Raw genomic sequence first — 15068 nt, 5'->3', positions numbered from 1 at the left:
CGCCGACCCGGTCGGAGGCGTGCCCGGCCGGAGGTGGATCAGTCGGACACGTAGCTGTCCCGTTGTTCATGCATAGTCCCTCATTGCCCTCGGCTGTCCGCGAGGGGGTAGGTGCATGGTGGGTCGTCACGCCAGAGGGTGAACAGCCCGGCTCCCACCGTCCGGGCCCCGTATGAGGTCAGATGTACGCGCGGTCACCGGATCGGGCGCCATGGCGTCGGGTCGGGCAGGATGACGGGGTGACCGCGACACAGCACGTCCCGCCGGACGTCCCCGCCCTGACGATTGGCATCCTCGGTGGTTCCGGGCCGCAGGGGGGAGGGCTCGGCCTGCGCCTGGCGGCAGCCGGGCATCTCGTGCTGATCGGTTCCCGGTCCACCGAGCGTGGCCAGGAGGCCGCCGCCAAGCTCGCCGGGCCCGGCAGACGCATCGAGGGCGCCGACAACGCCACGGTCGCGGAGCGCGCCGACGTGATCATCGTCGCCGTGCCGTGGGAGGGCCACCGGGAGACCCTCGAGGCGCTGCGCGCCCCCCTGGCCGGGAAGATCGTCATCGACTGCGTGAACCCCATGGGCTTCGACAAGGGCGGCGCGTTCGGCCTGCAGGTACCCGAGGGCAGCGCCGCCCAGCAGGCCGCGGCGGTCCTGACGGACAGCACGGTCGTGGCCGCCTTCCACCACGTCTCGGCGGTACTGCTGGCCGACGAGTCGGTCGAGACCATCGACACCGACGTGCTCGTGCTCGGCGACGACCGGGCCGCCACCGACCTGGTCGCGGCGCTGGCCGAGCGGATTCCCGGCATGCGCGGCATCTACGCCGGCAAGCTGCGCAACGCCGGCCAGGTCGAGGCGTTGACCGCCAACCTGATCTCGATCAACCGCCGGTACAAGGCGCACGCCGGGCTACGTGTCACCGACGTGTGACCGGTACGGCATGTCACGGGACGACCTGGGGCTGCTCGTGGCGGTCCCCGCACGGGTGGAACGGGTCGTCTCGCTTGTGCCCAGCCTGACCGAGTCGGTCGAGGCGACCGCCCCCGGGCTGCTCGTGGGCGCCACCCGCTGGTGCACCCACCCGCCGGACCTCGCCCTCGCCCGGGTGGGCGGCACCAAGAACCCGGACCTCGACGCGATCGTCGCGCTCGAGCCCGACGTGGTGTGCGCGAACGCCGAGGAGAACCGGGCGGCCGACCTCGACGCCCTGCGCGCCGCGGGGCTCGCGGTGTGGGTGACCGCCCCCGTGACCGTCCCCCAGGCGCTCACCAGCCTGGACCGGATGCTCCGGCTGGCCTGCCGCCGCCCGCGGCCCCGCTGGCTGGACGAGGCCCAGGCCGTGTGGGCCTCGGCGGCACCTCCCGGCCCGCGGCGGCGTGCCCTGGTGCCGATCTGGCGCCGCCCGTGGATGGCCGTCGGCCGGGACACGTTCACCGGCGACGTGCTGCGCCGCCTCGGCGTGGACAACGTGCTCGCCGACTCGCCCGCGCGCTATCCGCGCTTCGACCCGGCGGATGTCGCGCCGCACGACCTGGTGGTGCTGCCCGACGAGCCGTACGCCTTCGGCCCGGATGACGGGCCGGAGGCGTTCCACGCGCCGGCGGTGTGCGTCAGCGGGCGCCTGCTGACCTGGTACGGACCGTCGCTGGTGACGGCCCGGGGGCAGTTGGCGGCGGCGCTGGCCCAGGTGTGAGATCGGCCGGCACGGCCGTGCCGGATGCTCGGGCTGGCCCCTCGTGGCCTTCGTGGCCTTCGTGGCCTTCGTGGCCTTCGTGGCCTTCGTGGCCTTCGTGGCCCGAGGGGTCAGCCGGTCATCCGATCAGTCGCCGAGCTCGAGTCAGTAGCTGTGCTCGACCGTCGGGTAGTGGCCGTCGCGCACCTCGTCGCGGTAGGCGCGAGCCGCGGTACCGAGGGCGGTGCGCAGGTCGGCGAAGCGGCGCACGAAGCGGGGCGTGCGACCGCCGCTGAGCCCGGCCATGTCCTGCCAGACCAGCACCTGGGCATCGCAGTCCACGCCGGCGCCGATCCCGACCGTGGCGATGCGCAGTTCCTTGGTGACCCGGGCGGCGAGATCCGCCGGCACCACCTCGAGCACGACGGCGAACGCTCCCGCCGCCTCGATCGCCCGCGCGTCGGCGAGAAGCACCTCGCCGGCCTCGTCACGTCCCTGGACCCGGTAGCCGCCCAGCGTGTGGATGCTCTGCGGGGTCAGGCCCAGATGCCCGATGACCGGGATACCCGCGCCGGTCAGCGCCTCGACCGCGGGGGCGACCCGCGCGCCGCCCTCCAGCTTCACCGCGTGCGCGCCAGCCTCCTTGAGGAAGCGGGTGGCCGTCTCCAGAGCCTGGACGGGCCCGGCCTGGTAGGAGCCGAAGGGCAGGTCGGCGACGACCATCGCGTGCGGCGCGCCGCGCACCACCGCGCGGACCAGCGGGATCAGTTCGTCGACCGTGACCGGCACGGTGGTGTCGTAGCCGTAGACGACATTGGCGGCCGAGTCGCCGACCAACAGGACGGGGATCTCGGCGTCGTCGAACACCGAGGCGGTGGTGAAGTCGTAGGCGGTGAGCATCGCCCACTTCTCACCCCGGCTCTTCGCGGCGGCGACGTCACGGACGGTGAATCGCGAGCGGCGCGGCTGGCGGGGTTCGGCCGGCGCGCCGTACAGCGTCGCCGCCGCGTCCGCGGGAGCCGTCGGGTGGGATGGGGCCGATGTCTCGGGGGAGTTGGTGCCTGACGACGTCATGAGCACTCCTGAGGGGTCCGTCCGGGCGCTGGGCGTCCCGGCGTGCTGTCCATGCTGCCACCGTGGCGCCACCCATGCCGGGCCGCGCCGTGGGCCCGCTGCGGCCGCGCGACCTGGCGGATGGACCCCTCCCCGGGGCGACCCGATCGCCCCACCTGGGCAACCACGGGGCACGACACTCCCGCTGCCATCGACAACGGATGCGTCTGCGGCCGGAGGCACGTATGCTGATCTTGAAATGCGACAGGAACGTGCGGCGCGAACAGGTGGCGGGTGGCCAATCCATGCGGATGCACCGGCATGGCGACGGGACGGTCAGGGCGAGCGGGCGGCGCGTTCCATGACGCTCCAGGACGCGCACCCGCCGCAGCCGCGCCGGCCGTCGGATCGCGCGCCGTCCGGCGTGCGCGGATCGCGGGCGCCCGGGCGGCCCCGCGATCCCCGCTGTGACGAGGCGATCCTCGACGCGGCGCTGCGGGAGCTGGCCACGGCCGGGTTCACCCGGCTGTCGATGGAGGCCGTGGCGGCCAGCGCCGGGGTCGGCAAGGCGACGGTCTACCGGCGCTGGCCGACGAAGGACGCCCTCATCGCCGACGCGCTGGACACGCTGGCCGACGACGTCGAGGCGGTGGAGACCGGCTCGCTGCGCGACGACCTGGTGGCCTGGCTCAACGCGCTGCGCCGGCGCAACATCCAGACGCTGGCCGGGCTGATCATGCCGAAGCTGGCCGCCGAGCGGTCCGCCCACCCGGAGCTGTTCGCCGCCTACTCCCAGCGGGTAGTGGAGCCGACCCGCCGGCACGCGGCCGAGCTGCTGCGGCGCGCCGTCGCCAGCGGGGAGCTCGCCGCCGACGTCGACGTCGACCTCGTCGTGGACATGCTCGTCGGCCCGGTCGTCTACCGGCAGTACATGAGCGGCGACCGGGAGGTGAGTGGCACCCGCATCGGCCGGATCGTCGACGTGCTTCTCGACGGCATCCGCGCCCGTGACGGCGCCGCCCGCGGCGGTGCGGGCGACCCGCCGGAGGGCGACCGTCAGGATGGCGATCCGGGCGAGGACGGTCCGGTCACGGATGGCGGCGCGGGCGAGGGCGGTTTCGGGGAGGACGGCCCAGGCGAGGGCGGGCCGCGCGCGGACGGCACGGTCGACGGTGCCGGGAGAGCCGGTGTCGCGTACCGGGTGGGCGGGCCGTACACCGTCGGTGGCCCCTACCCGGTCGGCGGGTTGTACCGGGTGGGCGATCCCTACCCGGTGGGCGGGCAGAGCGGCGCGGGTCTCTCGTCCGACAACGGCCGGGACGCCGCGGGCTCGTCACCCTGAGTACAAATCCGATGGGAGTCGCGCGCGGGCACGAGTAGCATCGCGGTCGGGCCAGGAAGGCCCGCCGTGGGGCCGCCCGCCGGCTGGCGACACGCCACCCGCGGGGCGAACCCCGCGCACGCGTCCTACCGCATACAGGAGACTCTCGGTGTCCGACGTCCGCGTTACCGTCCAGCATGACCAGCGCAGTGAGTCGCGGGTGGTGCCGACCGGGACGACGGCCGCCGAACTGTTCGCCGAGGACCGTGCCGTCATCGCCGCTCTCGTCGACGACCAGCAGCGTGATCTCGCACACGTCCTGGTCGACGGCGCCGTCGTCGAGCCGATCGCCGTCGACTCGCCGGCCGGCCGCGCGATCGTGCGCCACTCCGCCGCGCACGTCGTCGCGCAGGCGGTACAGGAGCTGTTCCCGGCGGCGAAGCTCGGCATCGGCCCGCCGATCGAGAACGGCTTCTACTACGACTTCGACGTCGAGACCCCGTTCACCCCGGACGACCTGAAGGCCATCGAGAAGAAGGCCCAGGCCATCATCAAGGCCGGGCAGCGTTTCTCCCGTCGGGTCGTCACCGACGAGCAGGCGCGCGCCGAGCTCGCCGACGAGCCGTACAAGCTCGAGCTCATCGGGCTGAAGTCGAGCGCCGGTGACGACGCGGAGGCCAGTGTCGAGGTCGGCGGCGGTGAGCTGACCATCTACGACAACCTCGACGCGAAGACCGGCGAGCAGTGCTGGAAGGACCTCTGTCGCGGCCCGCACGTGCCGAGCACCCGGTCCATCCCGGCGTTCGCCGTGCTGCGCTCGGCCGCCGCCTACTGGCGGGGGAGCGAGAAGAACCCGCAGCTGCAGCGCATCTACGGCACCGCCTGGGAGTCGCGCGAGGCGCTCAAGGACTATCAGACCCGCCTGGCGGAGGCCGAGCGGCGCGACCACCGCCGCCTCGGCGCCGAGCTCGACCTGTTCTCGTTCCCGACCGAGATCGGCCCGGGTCTGTCGGTGTTCCACCCCAAGGGCGGCGCCATTCGCACCGCCATGGAGGACTATTCCCGCCGCCGGCACATCGAGGCGGGGTATTCGTTCGTGAACACCCCGCACATCACCAAGTCGGATCTGTACGAGATCTCCGGGCACCTCGACTGGTTCGCCGACGGCATGTACCCGCCCATGCAGCTCGACGGCGGCACCGACTACTACCTCAAGCCGATGAACTGCCCGATGCACATCCTGATCTACCGGTCGCGCGGCCGGTCGTACCGGGAACTGCCACTGCGGCTGTTCGAGTTCGGCACCGTCTACCGGTATGAGAAGTCCGGCGTGGTGCACGGCCTGACCCGGGTGCGCGGGCTCACCCAGGACGACGCCCATCTGTTCTGTACCCGCGAACAGCTGCCCACCGAGCTCGACAGCACACTGACCTTCGTTCTCGGCCTGCTGCGCGACTACGGCCTCGACGACTTCTACCTGGAGCTGTCGACTCGTCCCGAGGGCAAGGCCGTCGGCACCGACGAGGAATGGGCCGAGGCGACCGACCTGCTACGTGAGGCCGCGCAGAAGCAGGACCTCGAGCTCGTCATGGACCCGGGCGGCGGCGCGTTCTACGGCCCGAAGATCTCCGTGCAGGCCCGTGACGCGATCGGCCGCACCTGGCAGCTGTCCACCATCCAGGTCGACTTCCAGCTGCCGCAGCGCTTCGACCTGGAGTACCAGGCCGCCGACGGCACCCGTCAGCGCCCGTTCATGATCCACCGGGCGCTGTTCGGGACGATCGAGCGCTTCCTCGCGATCCTGCTGGAGCACTACGCCGGCGCCCTGCCGCCGTGGCTCGCCCCCGTGCAGGTCGTCGGCATCCCGATCACCGACGAGCACGTCCCTTACCTGGACGACATCGCGGCGCGCCTGGCCGCCCGCGGCATCCGGGTGGAGGTCGACGCCTCCGACGACCGGATGCAGAAGAAGATCCGCACCGCGCAGAAGCAGAAGGTCCCCTTCATGCTGCTGGCCGGCGACGACGACGTGGCCAAGGGCGCGGTCTCCTTCCGCTTCCGCGACGGCTCCCAGCGCAACGGCGTCCCCGTCGACGACGCCGTTACCGAGATCCTTGACGCCGTCGACCGCCGCCTGCAGGTCTGACCGCCGCCTGCAGGTCCGACAACGGTCCTGACTGGACGCCGCCCGCAGGGTTCACAGCGCCGTGGCGCCGGCCGTCAACCGAACCAGTGCGTGCCGGCTGCGGGCTGCCCAGTGCGGGGCGCCCAACCGCGTGGCGACCGCGACCGCCCGCTGGAAGTGGTTCACCGCGCTGGACGGCCAGCCACAGAACGCCGCCAGCTGGCCGAGTGTGTGATCGACGGGGCCGACGGCGACATGCCCGTGCACGAGCTCGGGAAGGTGACCGGCGTAGCCGGTCAGGCTGTCGTAGCAGGCGGCGGCCACGTTGCGGACGCCGAGCAGGACCGCGTTCTCGGCCCGGAAGACCATCCACAACAGCCAGTAGTAGTCCCGTCGTACGGGGATCTGGGGGGTCCAGCAGGCACGGGCCTCGGCGAGGCGGCCGGCTCCGATCAACAGGCGCGTGTAGGGCTCGGCGATGGCCTGGCCCAGCTGGTCGTAGACCGGCCGGGCCTCGTCGGCGAGCGTGCTCATCCGGGCCGCCGACCCGGATCCGCCGCGCGCATGCTCGACGCAGAAGCGCACCAGCAGGTCGAAGGTGTGGGAGTTCGGGTCGCCGACGGCCCGCAGCGCGGCCGAGATCCGAGCGTAGGCATGGTCCGCCTCGTCGAACCTGCCCGCGATCAGCGCCCGCAGAGCCTCGTACATCGCCAGGATGCCCAGGGCCAGCTCGAGCTGACCGCTCGTCGCATGCTCCACGGCTCGGTCGACGTGCCACTGCGCTCGTTCGAGTTCATGGCGGTCGAGGGCGGCCATGAACAGAATCTGGTGGCCCTGGGCCTGGTAGCCGGTCAGCCCCGCCGCGGTCGCGGTGGCGAGCTGCTCGCGGCCGACAGCCTCGAGGTCGGCACCCCCGTCCGGATCAAGGGTGGTCGCGATGTAACAGGCGTTCAGCGCGCGGCACAGCACCATCGGGTCGTCCAGCCGGCGGGCGATGGCGGTGGCCTGTGAGCTGGCCAGCTGGGTACGGTCCGGATCGCTCGCGTCGACCTCGAACGCCAGGGTGGTCAGCAGGTGGCAGCGCAGGCGGTCGTCCTGCCCTGCTGGTCCGGCCAGCGCCCGCTCCAGGCCCGCGACCAGCGCCGCATCCACCTGCTGGTAGGCGTGCGCCGTCCACAGCGCCGGGGCGTCGAAGGCCGCGTAGGCGCGTGCGATCTCACGCGGGTCGGCGGCTGCCCGCGCCGCCTCGACCGCGCGCAGCCGGGTGACCCTCGCCGCGATCACATTGCCGGCGTGCGCCTGCGCGGACACCAGGGAGCGGAGCAGGTCGAGGTGAAGCGCCTGGTTGGTCGTCCCTGGGGCGCCACTGGTGAGCTCGAGGACGGACAGGGCACGCGCCAGCAGGGCAGAGGCTTCCTGATAGGCGGCCAGCGACGCCGCGACCCGGGCGGCCCGCCCCGCGAGGATGGCCGCCGCGCGGGCGGTCGAGGGGGTGGCCGCGGCGAGAGCGTGATGTGCCAGCGTGGCAGTGTCGGCGCCAGCACGGTGAAGCACCTCGGCCGCCCGGCCGTGCAGGTGGACCCGCCGCGCCAGCGAGATCTCCTCGTAAAGCACGTCGCGGACCATCGCGTGGGTGAACCGGACCTGACCGGGGCCCGGCTCGTACACCAGGCCCGACCGGAGCGCGGCCTCCACGGCGTCGATCACCGCTGGCACCGCGGTCGGTCCGAGCTCCGCCAGCACACCGACATCGGCATCCAGACCCAGGATCGCCACCGAGCTCAGCACCGTTCTGGTCCCGGGCGTCAAGCCGGCCAGCCGAGCCCGAAGCACCTGGCGGACGCCGGCGGGGACCGTCCGGGTGGCCGCTTCGATGCCGTCGGCCCGGATGAGGCGGCCAAGCTCGGACACGAACAGCGGGTTGCCGCCGGTGCGGACGGCGATCGACTCGGCGACGTCCCCGCCGACCTCGCTTCCACTGGTGCGTTCCAGCACGGTGGCCACGTCGGCGGGCGAGAGCCCGGGCAGCTCGACCAGGTCACTGCGGGAACCGGCCAGCGCCCCCTGCGTGGCCCGCAACTCGGCGGTGATCTCCGTCGCGCGGTAGATCGCGAGGACGAGGACCGGACGTCCGATGAGCTCGGCGTGCAGGTAGCGCAGTAGCTGCAGCACCTCGCCGCGGTCCCGGTGGAGGTCGTCGAGGACGACCAGCTGTGGGCACCGCTCGATGGATCGGGCCACCAGGTCGCCGACCGCGCGAGCCGCCCAGAACAGGGCCTCGGGCACGGCGTCCGGCCCCTGGGCGTGGTGACGCGTGAGCGCGGCGAGCGGACCGCCGTCGGACGCCGCCGCGGCGGTGCCGGCCCCATCCGCCGCGGACGCGGTCAGACCCAGCAGCGTGCCCGCCACCTGCGCCCACGCCCATGCCGGCGGGGCCCCGTCGACCTCGGGGCAGCGCCCCCAGGCCACCTGCCATCCCCACTTCGCCAGGATCCGCGCGCCGGCCCGGGCGAACGTCGTCTTGCCGCCGCCGGCCTCGCCCGTCACCCACAGCACCCGCAGGCCGTTTGTGAGCGCGGCGGTCGCGGCCGCGGACAGGCTGGCCAGTTCCGGGTCCCGCCCGACGCATGCCGCCGTCTCGGGAGTGCCCTCGGCCGGGAGCTCGAACCCGCCGCGCTCACCGGCCCGGTGGTATGAGCCGGCGGCGGCGGGCTCCGTTGCCGGTTGCACCGAGCCCTGCGCCAGCAGGCCGACCAGCGTGCCGCCGGTCCGCAACGCCTGGTCACACTGGCGGGCGACACCTGGCGTGAGCGGCTTCTCGCCGTTCTCGATCTTACTGAGGTATCCCTTGCTGTAATGCGTCATCCGCGCCATCGCGGCGAGCGAGACCCCGCGCTCGGTGCGCAGCCGCCGCAGCTGGGCCCCGGCGTCCGCGTTCTGCTGCTGCGTCATGGTGTCCGGCATCCTCCGCCGGGAGACGGTGCGCCGCGCCAGCCGGATCCGCCCATGAACCGCGACGTCGCCCAGACGGTGTATGCGTCACCAGATGACCACTGATCAGGTATGTGTGACACCGATTCTGTCGAGTCATGTCCCGCCAGGGACTGGATGGTCGTAGAACGGCACTGTCGTGATGCGGACAGGGCGGCGGATCGGGACGGCCTGTCCGGCGACTCGGCCCGCTCGGGGGTTGCCCCTCCGGTGGGGTTTCCCGGGGCACCGGGCAACCGGGAAACCGTTGATCGACCAGACCGGCGTCGACAGGCTGAGTCACGGCGCTCCACTCGCGGCCGTACGCGGGCCCCGGACTCGAACCACGCGCGCCGCTTGTTCGTGACCGCCCAGCGGTCAGGACATCGTCCTCTCCGAGGAAAGGAATTCGAGCTGTGAGGTCAAGACGCTTCATGGCGGCACTGGGTGCCTTGTCGGTACTCGCCGCCCTCTTGTTGCTGAATCCGGCGAAGGCCGAGGCGGCGGTCTGCTCCCAGGCCACCATCGAGGCAACATTCAGTACTGGAACCCTGTACGTCTCGACCGAGATCGGCGGGACGGGCGACCGCCAGAACCTTCTTCGCGCCCGCGCGGGCGCCGTCGGACCGTGGGAGAAGTTCAACATCTGCTTCTACGACGGCTACGAAACGATCGCGTCGGTCGCGAACAACAGGTATGTCTCGGCGGAGAAGAACCTGACCGGGGAGTACTATCGATCGCTTCGCGCCCGGGCGACCGAGATCGGCCCCTGGGAGAAGTTCACCATCTCATGTCCTGGAACAGCTGCTCCCCGGGACTGCACGATATTCTCCCAGGCGACCCAGCGGTACGTCTCCGTCGAGAAGTCGGGCGTCTCCGGTCAGAACCAGGGGGTGCTGCGCGCGCGAGCGTCCTCGGTCGGCCCCTGGGAGATCGTGCGGATCTGGGGTGTGTCGGAGTCGTCGTCGAGACGGCTTGAACCATGAGCTGATGGAGATCGCGGGCTGCGCTCGTCGAGAGGCCCGGGAACGGGCCGGGATCGTCCCGGCGTCGCGTTTCCGGGCCTCTCGGTCGTTCGGTCATCCCTGCGCCTCCACGCCTCCACCCGCGGTCGGTGGCCACCCGGCCTCACCGGGCGGGCATGAGGTCGTCGCGGGCACGTCGTGGACGTTCGCCTGAGGACCTCCGCCTCCCTGGTCGCGGGTGGGCTGTCGGTGGGCCGCCGGCGGCGACATCGGGCCACGTTGGTGGGGTGGGGTCGCTATGGTCGGGTGAGGGGTACCACGTGGGCGGGCGGCCCGTATGGTCGAGTCCTCACCTCAGCGTGGAGGCGTCATGGACAAACAGCAGGAGTTCGTACTGCGGACTCTGGAGGAACGGGACATCCGCTTCGTGCGGCTGTGGTTCACCGACGTGCTCGGCTACCTCAAGTCCGTGGAGATCGCGCCCGCGGAGCTGGAGGGGGCGCTCGCCGAGGGCATCGGGTTCGACGGGTCGGCGATCGAGGGGTTCGCCCGGGTACACGAGGCGGACATGCTCGCCCGGCCCGATCCGTCCACGTTCCAGGTGCTGCCGTGGCGCGGGGAGCATCCGCTGACCGCGCGGATGTTCTGCGATCTGGTCATGCCGGACGGGGCGCCCGCGGCGGCCGACTCGCGCTGGGTGCTGCGCCGGGCGCTGGCCCGGGCCGCGGACGCCGGCTTCACCTTCTACACCCATCCCGAGATCGAGTTCTTCCTGCTGAAGGAGCCGCCGAAGCGCGGCGGCCCGGTGCCGCCGCCGGTCGACGAGTCGGGCTATTTCGACCTCACACCGAACGACATCAGCCACGACTTCCGCCAGCAGGCCATCAGCATGCTGGAGCGGCTCGGCATCTCGGTGGAGTTCAGCCACCACGAGGTCGCGCCCGGCCAGCAGGAGATCGACCTGCGGTACGCGGACGCCCTCACCATCGCGGACAACATCATGACGTTCCGCCAGGTGGTGAAGGAGGTGGCGCTGCGGCAGGGGATCTACGCGACCTTCATGCCGAAACCGTTCGGGGACCAGGCCGGTTCCGGCATGCACACGCACCTGAGCCTGTTCGAGGGCGACCGCAACGCCTTCCACGACCCGACCGACGAATACCAGCTCTCGAAGGTCGCGAAGGCGTTCATCGCCGGACTGCTCGTGCATGCCGCCGAGATCACCGCCGTCACCAACCAGTGGGTGAACTCGTACAAGCGCCTCATCGGCGACCAGCGGCTCGGTGAACTGCTGGAGGCTCCGGCGTTCGTGTGCTGGGGGCACAACAACCGCTCGGCGCTGGTCCGAGTTCCCCTCTACAAGCTGCACAAGTCCCAGGCCACCCGGGTCGAGTTCCGGCTGCCGGACAGCGCGTGCAACCCGTACCTCACCTTCGCGCTGGTGCTCGCCGCGGGCCTGCGCGGCGTCCAGCACGGTTACGAGCTGCCGCCGCCGTCGACCGACGACGTGTGGACGCTCACCGACGAGCAGCGCCGCGAGCGCGGCATCACCGCCCTGCCGGGCTCGCTGGCCGACGCGATCACCGTGATGGAGCGCTCGACGCTGGTCCGCGAGACCCTCGGTGACGAGCTGTTCGAGTTCTTCCTGCGCAACAAGCGGGCCGAGTGGCAGGACTACCGGCGGCAGGTCACCCCGTTCGAGGTCGACCGGTACCTGCCGGTGTTGTGAGCGTGCCGCGATGCGCGCTGTCGACCTCTGGAGCGTGATGGACGGCGGTCCGCGCGCCGAGCCGCCGGTGGACCATCCGCGCGGCAGCTCGGTGTCCGCGCAGCTCGCCCGGCTGGGCTTCACCGAGGTCGACCGAGCGGCGGCGGCGCTGGGCAGGATCGGGCTGGCGAGCGCGGGACGCGTCACAGATCATCCCGTGCTCGCCGAGCTGGCCGCGGCGGCCGACCCTGACCTGGCCCTGGCCGCGCTGGAACGCCTGGTCGACGCCCTCGGCCCGGCCGAGGGTCCGCGACTACTCGACGTGCTGGTCGCTCAGCACGGTCTGCGGCGCCGGCTGTGCGCGGTGCTCGGCGCCAGCCGGGCGCTCGGGGATCACCTGGCCCGTCATCCGGCGGACTGGGCGGTGCTGGCCCCGGACACGCTGGCCACCACCCGGCTGGACGCGGGCGACGCGCGGGCGACGTTGCTGCGGGCGGTCGGCGCCGATCCGGCCGGTCCCGCGCCCCGGGCCGTCGACGACAGCCCGGCCACCCTCGACCTGCTGCGGGTCGCCTACCGACGTGAGCTGCTCGTCGTCGCCGCCCGTGACCTGACCGGCGCGGTGGCTCTCGACGACGCCACCGCCGAGCTCGCCGACCTGGCCGGTGCCGCGCTCGACGCGGCGCTCGCCATCGCCCGCGCCGGCGTCATCCCCGCTGGCATCACCCCTGCCGGCACCGATCCGGCGCTGCCGCCGGTGCGCCTCGCCGTCATCGGGATGGGCAAGTGCGGCGGGCGGGAACTCAACTACGTCAGCGACGTGGACGTGCTGTTCGTCGTCGAGCCTGCCGTCGTCGAGCCTGCCGTCGCGGAACCGGCTGTCGCCGGGTCGGGCGGAGTGACGGATTCCCCGACGGCGGGCGGTCCCGCGGGACCGGAGCGGGCGCTGTGGGTGGGGACGCGGCTGGCCGAGGGGCTGATGCGGGCCGCCGGGCTCGTCACGTCCGCCGGCGCGCTGTTCCAGGTCGACCCCAACCTGCGCCCGGAGGGACGCGACGGCGCCCTGGTGCGCACGCTCGACAGCCACCGCGTCTACTACCGCCGCTGGGCGCGGACCTGGGAGTTCCAGGCGCTGCTCAAGGCCCGGCCGATCGCCGGCGACCTCGCGCTGGGGGCCGAGTTCTGCGCGATGGTCGCTCCGCTGGTGTGGACGGCGTCCTCTCGCCCGGGGTTCGTGGCCGACGTCCGGGCGATGCGCCAGCGGGTCGAGTCGACGCTGTCGCGGACCGAGGCGGAGCGCAATCTCAAGCTCGGGCCGGGCGGGCTGCGCGACGTCGAGTTCGCGGTGCAGCTGCTGCAGCTCGTCCACGGCCGGGCCGATCCGAAGCTGCGGGAGAACTCCACCCTCGCCGCGCTCGACGGCCTCGCCCGCGGTGGTTATGTCGGCCGGCGCGACGCCGCCGGGCTCGCGGAGGCGTACCGCTTCCTGCGGGGCGCCGAGCACCGGCTCCAGCTGCTCCAGCTGCGCCGGGTGCACACCCTGCCGCGCGAACCGGCGGAGCTGCGCTGGCTCGCCCGGTCGATGGGGATGCGCACCGCCGGCGAGTTCGAGGATGCCCGCGCCCGGATCGCGCGGACCGTCCGGTCGCTGCACGAGCGGCTGTTCTACCAGCCGCTGCTGGAGGCGGTCGCCCGGCTGTCGACCGAGGAGATCCGGCTGTCGCAGGCCGAGGCGGCGCACTGGCTCGCCGCGCTCGGCTTCGCCGAGCCGGACCGGTCGTTGCGGCACATCCAGGCGCTGACCAGCGGGGTGAGTCGCACCGCGGCGATCCAGCGGCATCTGCTGCCCACGCTGCTGCCGATGTTCGCCGACGCCCCCGACCCCGACGCCGGCCTGCTGGCCTACCGGCAGGTCAGCGAGGCACTCGGCCGGGTGCCCTGGTATCTGCGGCTGCTGCGGGACTCCGCCGGCGCCGCCGATCGGCTCGCCCGGGTGCTCGCGACCAGCCCGTACGTGGCGGACCTGATGACGCGGGCGCCCGAGTCGGTGCGGCTGCTGCGCACCGAGGCCGATCTCGTCCCGGTGCCGCGCGAGTCGCTGTCCCGTACCCTGCTGGCGATCGCGCACCGCAACCCGGACTGGGAGGACGCGGTCGGCCGGGCGCGGGCGGTGCGCCGTGAGGAGCTGGTCCGGGTCGCCTGCGCCGACCTGCTCGGACTGCTCGACGTCGCCGCCGTCGGGCGGGCGCTCGCTGACGCCGCCGACGCCACCGTCGCCGCGACCCTGCTCGTCGCCCAGCGCCGGGTCGCCGGCGGGGATGACCCGGACGCGCTGCCGGCACGCATCTCGGTGATCGCGATGGGTCGCCTCGGCGGTGCGGAGATCTCCTACGGCAGCGATGCCGACGTGCTGTTCGTGCACGAGGCGCGGCCGGGCCACGGCGCGCAGGAGGCGCAGCGCTCGGCGAGCGAGGTGGTCGGGGAGCTGCACCGGCTGCTCGCGCTGCCGGGCCCGGATCCGGCGCTGCGGTTGGACGCGACGCTGCGGCCGGAGGGGCGCAGCGGTCCGGTGTCGCGCACCCTCGACGCCTACGCCGCCTACTACGGGCGATGGTCGAAGGACTGGGAGTCGCAGGCGCTGCTGCGGGCCCGGCCGCTGGCCGGCGATCCCGACCTCGCCTACCGGTTCTGCCGGCTCGCCGACACGGTGCGTTACCCCTACGCACTGCCGGCGGCAGCCCTCGACGAGATCGTGCGACTGCGCGGAAGGATGCGGGTCGAGCGAGTGCCCCGCGGGATCAGCCCGGAACGCCATCTCAAGTTCGGCCGGGGCGGGCTGACCGACGTGGAGTGGGCGGTGCAGATCCTGCAGCTGCGCCATGCCCGGCAGCTTCCGTCGCTGCGCACCACCTCGACGCTGGACGGCCTGCGGGCGGCGGTCGTCGCCGGTCTGCTGGGTGAGGGGGAGGCCGGGGACCTGCAGGCGGCGTGGCTGTCGTCGTCGCGGATCCGCAATGCCGGCGCGCTGGCCGGGCGCCGGCAAGCCGACGTCATACCGGCGGCGCCGGCGGAGATCGAGGCGACGGCGCGCGCGGCGGGCTGGCCGGCGGGTCAGGCGGACGAGCTGTTCGCCGAGCACCGGCGGCTGGCGCGGCGCGCCCAGACGGTCGTCGAGGACGTGTTCACCCGGGAGCGGACGTCCTGCTTCGGCTGACGGACGTCGGCGGACAGGCCGCGGGCCGGCGCTCACCGAGATCGCGC

9 protein-coding genes are annotated in these 15068 nt (G+C 72.9%); 7 read left to right on the top strand and 2 right to left on the bottom strand.

What is annotated here, in order from left to right; genetic code table 11:
* The first annotated feature begins 239 nt into the window (after positions 1-239).
* Together npdG and AC6EXY_RS12045 are read left to right on the top strand one after the other, a co-directional pair.
* Positions 240-923 (top strand): NADPH-dependent F420 reductase, encoded by a 684-nt coding sequence (npdG, locus tag AC6EXY_RS12050; RefSeq protein ID WP_101832499.1) that lies wholly within the window; start codon positions 240-242, stop codon positions 921-923.
* A 10-nt stretch (positions 924-933) separates the two neighbouring features.
* Complete coding sequence (locus AC6EXY_RS12045; RefSeq protein ID WP_101832500.1) at positions 934-1686, top strand: helical backbone metal receptor; 753 nt, start codon at positions 934-936, stop codon at positions 1684-1686.
* 144 nt (positions 1687-1830) lie between these two features.
* On the opposite strand, the gene panB is transcribed toward AC6EXY_RS12045, so the two are convergent.
* Positions 1831-2739 (bottom strand): 3-methyl-2-oxobutanoate hydroxymethyltransferase, encoded by a 909-nt coding sequence (gene panB, locus AC6EXY_RS12040; protein WP_101832501.1) that lies wholly within the window; start codon positions 2737-2739, stop codon positions 1831-1833.
* Between the two features lie 340 nt (positions 2740-3079).
* On the opposite strand from panB, the gene AC6EXY_RS12035 reads away from it, so the two are divergent.
* Together AC6EXY_RS12035 and thrS are read left to right on the top strand one after the other, a co-directional pair.
* Positions 3080-4060: a TetR/AcrR family transcriptional regulator gene (locus AC6EXY_RS12035; RefSeq protein ID WP_499818693.1), complete on the top strand. Its 981-nt coding sequence runs from the start codon at positions 3080-3082 to the stop codon at positions 4058-4060.
* A gap of 148 nt (positions 4061-4208) precedes the next feature.
* Complete coding sequence (gene thrS / locus AC6EXY_RS12030) at positions 4209-6185, top strand: threonine--tRNA ligase (RefSeq protein WP_499818694.1); 1977 nt, start codon at positions 4209-4211, stop codon at positions 6183-6185.
* Positions 6186-6236: 51 nt separating this feature from the next.
* On the opposite strand, the gene AC6EXY_RS12025 is transcribed toward thrS, so the two are convergent.
* Positions 6237-9116, bottom strand: coding sequence for an AAA family ATPase (locus tag AC6EXY_RS12025; RefSeq protein WP_499818695.1), 2880 nt, complete (start codon positions 9114-9116; stop codon positions 6237-6239).
* A 452-nt stretch (positions 9117-9568) separates the two neighbouring features.
* Here AC6EXY_RS12025 and AC6EXY_RS12020 point away from each other — a divergent pair, with 452 nt between their 5' ends.
* From AC6EXY_RS12020 to AC6EXY_RS12010, 3 genes are all read left to right on the top strand, one after another.
* Complete coding sequence (locus AC6EXY_RS12020) at positions 9569-10120, top strand: fascin domain-containing protein (protein WP_101832505.1); 552 nt, start codon at positions 9569-9571, stop codon at positions 10118-10120.
* A 349-nt stretch (positions 10121-10469) separates the two neighbouring features.
* Positions 10470-11828: a glutamine synthetase family protein gene (locus AC6EXY_RS12015; RefSeq protein ID WP_101832506.1), complete on the top strand. Its 1359-nt coding sequence runs from the start codon at positions 10470-10472 to the stop codon at positions 11826-11828.
* A gap of 37 nt (positions 11829-11865) precedes the next feature.
* Positions 11866-15021, top strand: coding sequence for a bifunctional [glutamine synthetase] adenylyltransferase/[glutamine synthetase]-adenylyl-L-tyrosine phosphorylase (locus AC6EXY_RS12010; RefSeq protein ID WP_243407647.1), 3156 nt, complete (start codon positions 11866-11868; stop codon positions 15019-15021).
* Positions 15022-15068 lie beyond the last annotated feature (47 nt).

The sequence above is a fragment of the Frankia sp. RB5 genome (assembly GCF_059816245.1).
This window is presented reverse-complemented; position numbering and strand designations above follow the sequence as displayed.

What these genes read in the sequence shown, in the direction of transcription:
- panB (WP_101832501.1), bottom strand. Translation starts at nt 2,739, where the DNA reads ATGACGTCGTCAGGCACCAACTCCCCCGAGACATCGGCCCCATCCCAC.
- AC6EXY_RS12035 (WP_499818693.1), top strand. Translation starts at nt 3,080, where the DNA reads ATGACGCTCCAGGACGCGCACCCGCCGCAGCCGCGCCGGCCGTCGGAT.
- AC6EXY_RS12015 (WP_101832506.1), top strand. Translation starts at nt 10,470, where the DNA reads ATGGACAAACAGCAGGAGTTCGTACTGCGGACTCTGGAGGAACGGGAC.
- AC6EXY_RS12025 (WP_499818695.1), bottom strand. Translation starts at nt 9,116, where the DNA reads ATGACGCAGCAGCAGAACGCGGACGCCGGGGCCCAGCTGCGGCGGCTG.
- AC6EXY_RS12020 (WP_101832505.1), top strand. Translation starts at nt 9,569, where the DNA reads ATGGCGGCACTGGGTGCCTTGTCGGTACTCGCCGCCCTCTTGTTGCTG.
- AC6EXY_RS12045 (WP_101832500.1), top strand. Translation starts at nt 934, where the DNA reads ATGTCACGGGACGACCTGGGGCTGCTCGTGGCGGTCCCCGCACGGGTG.
- AC6EXY_RS12010 (WP_243407647.1), top strand. Translation starts at nt 11,866, where the DNA reads ATGGACGGCGGTCCGCGCGCCGAGCCGCCGGTGGACCATCCGCGCGGC.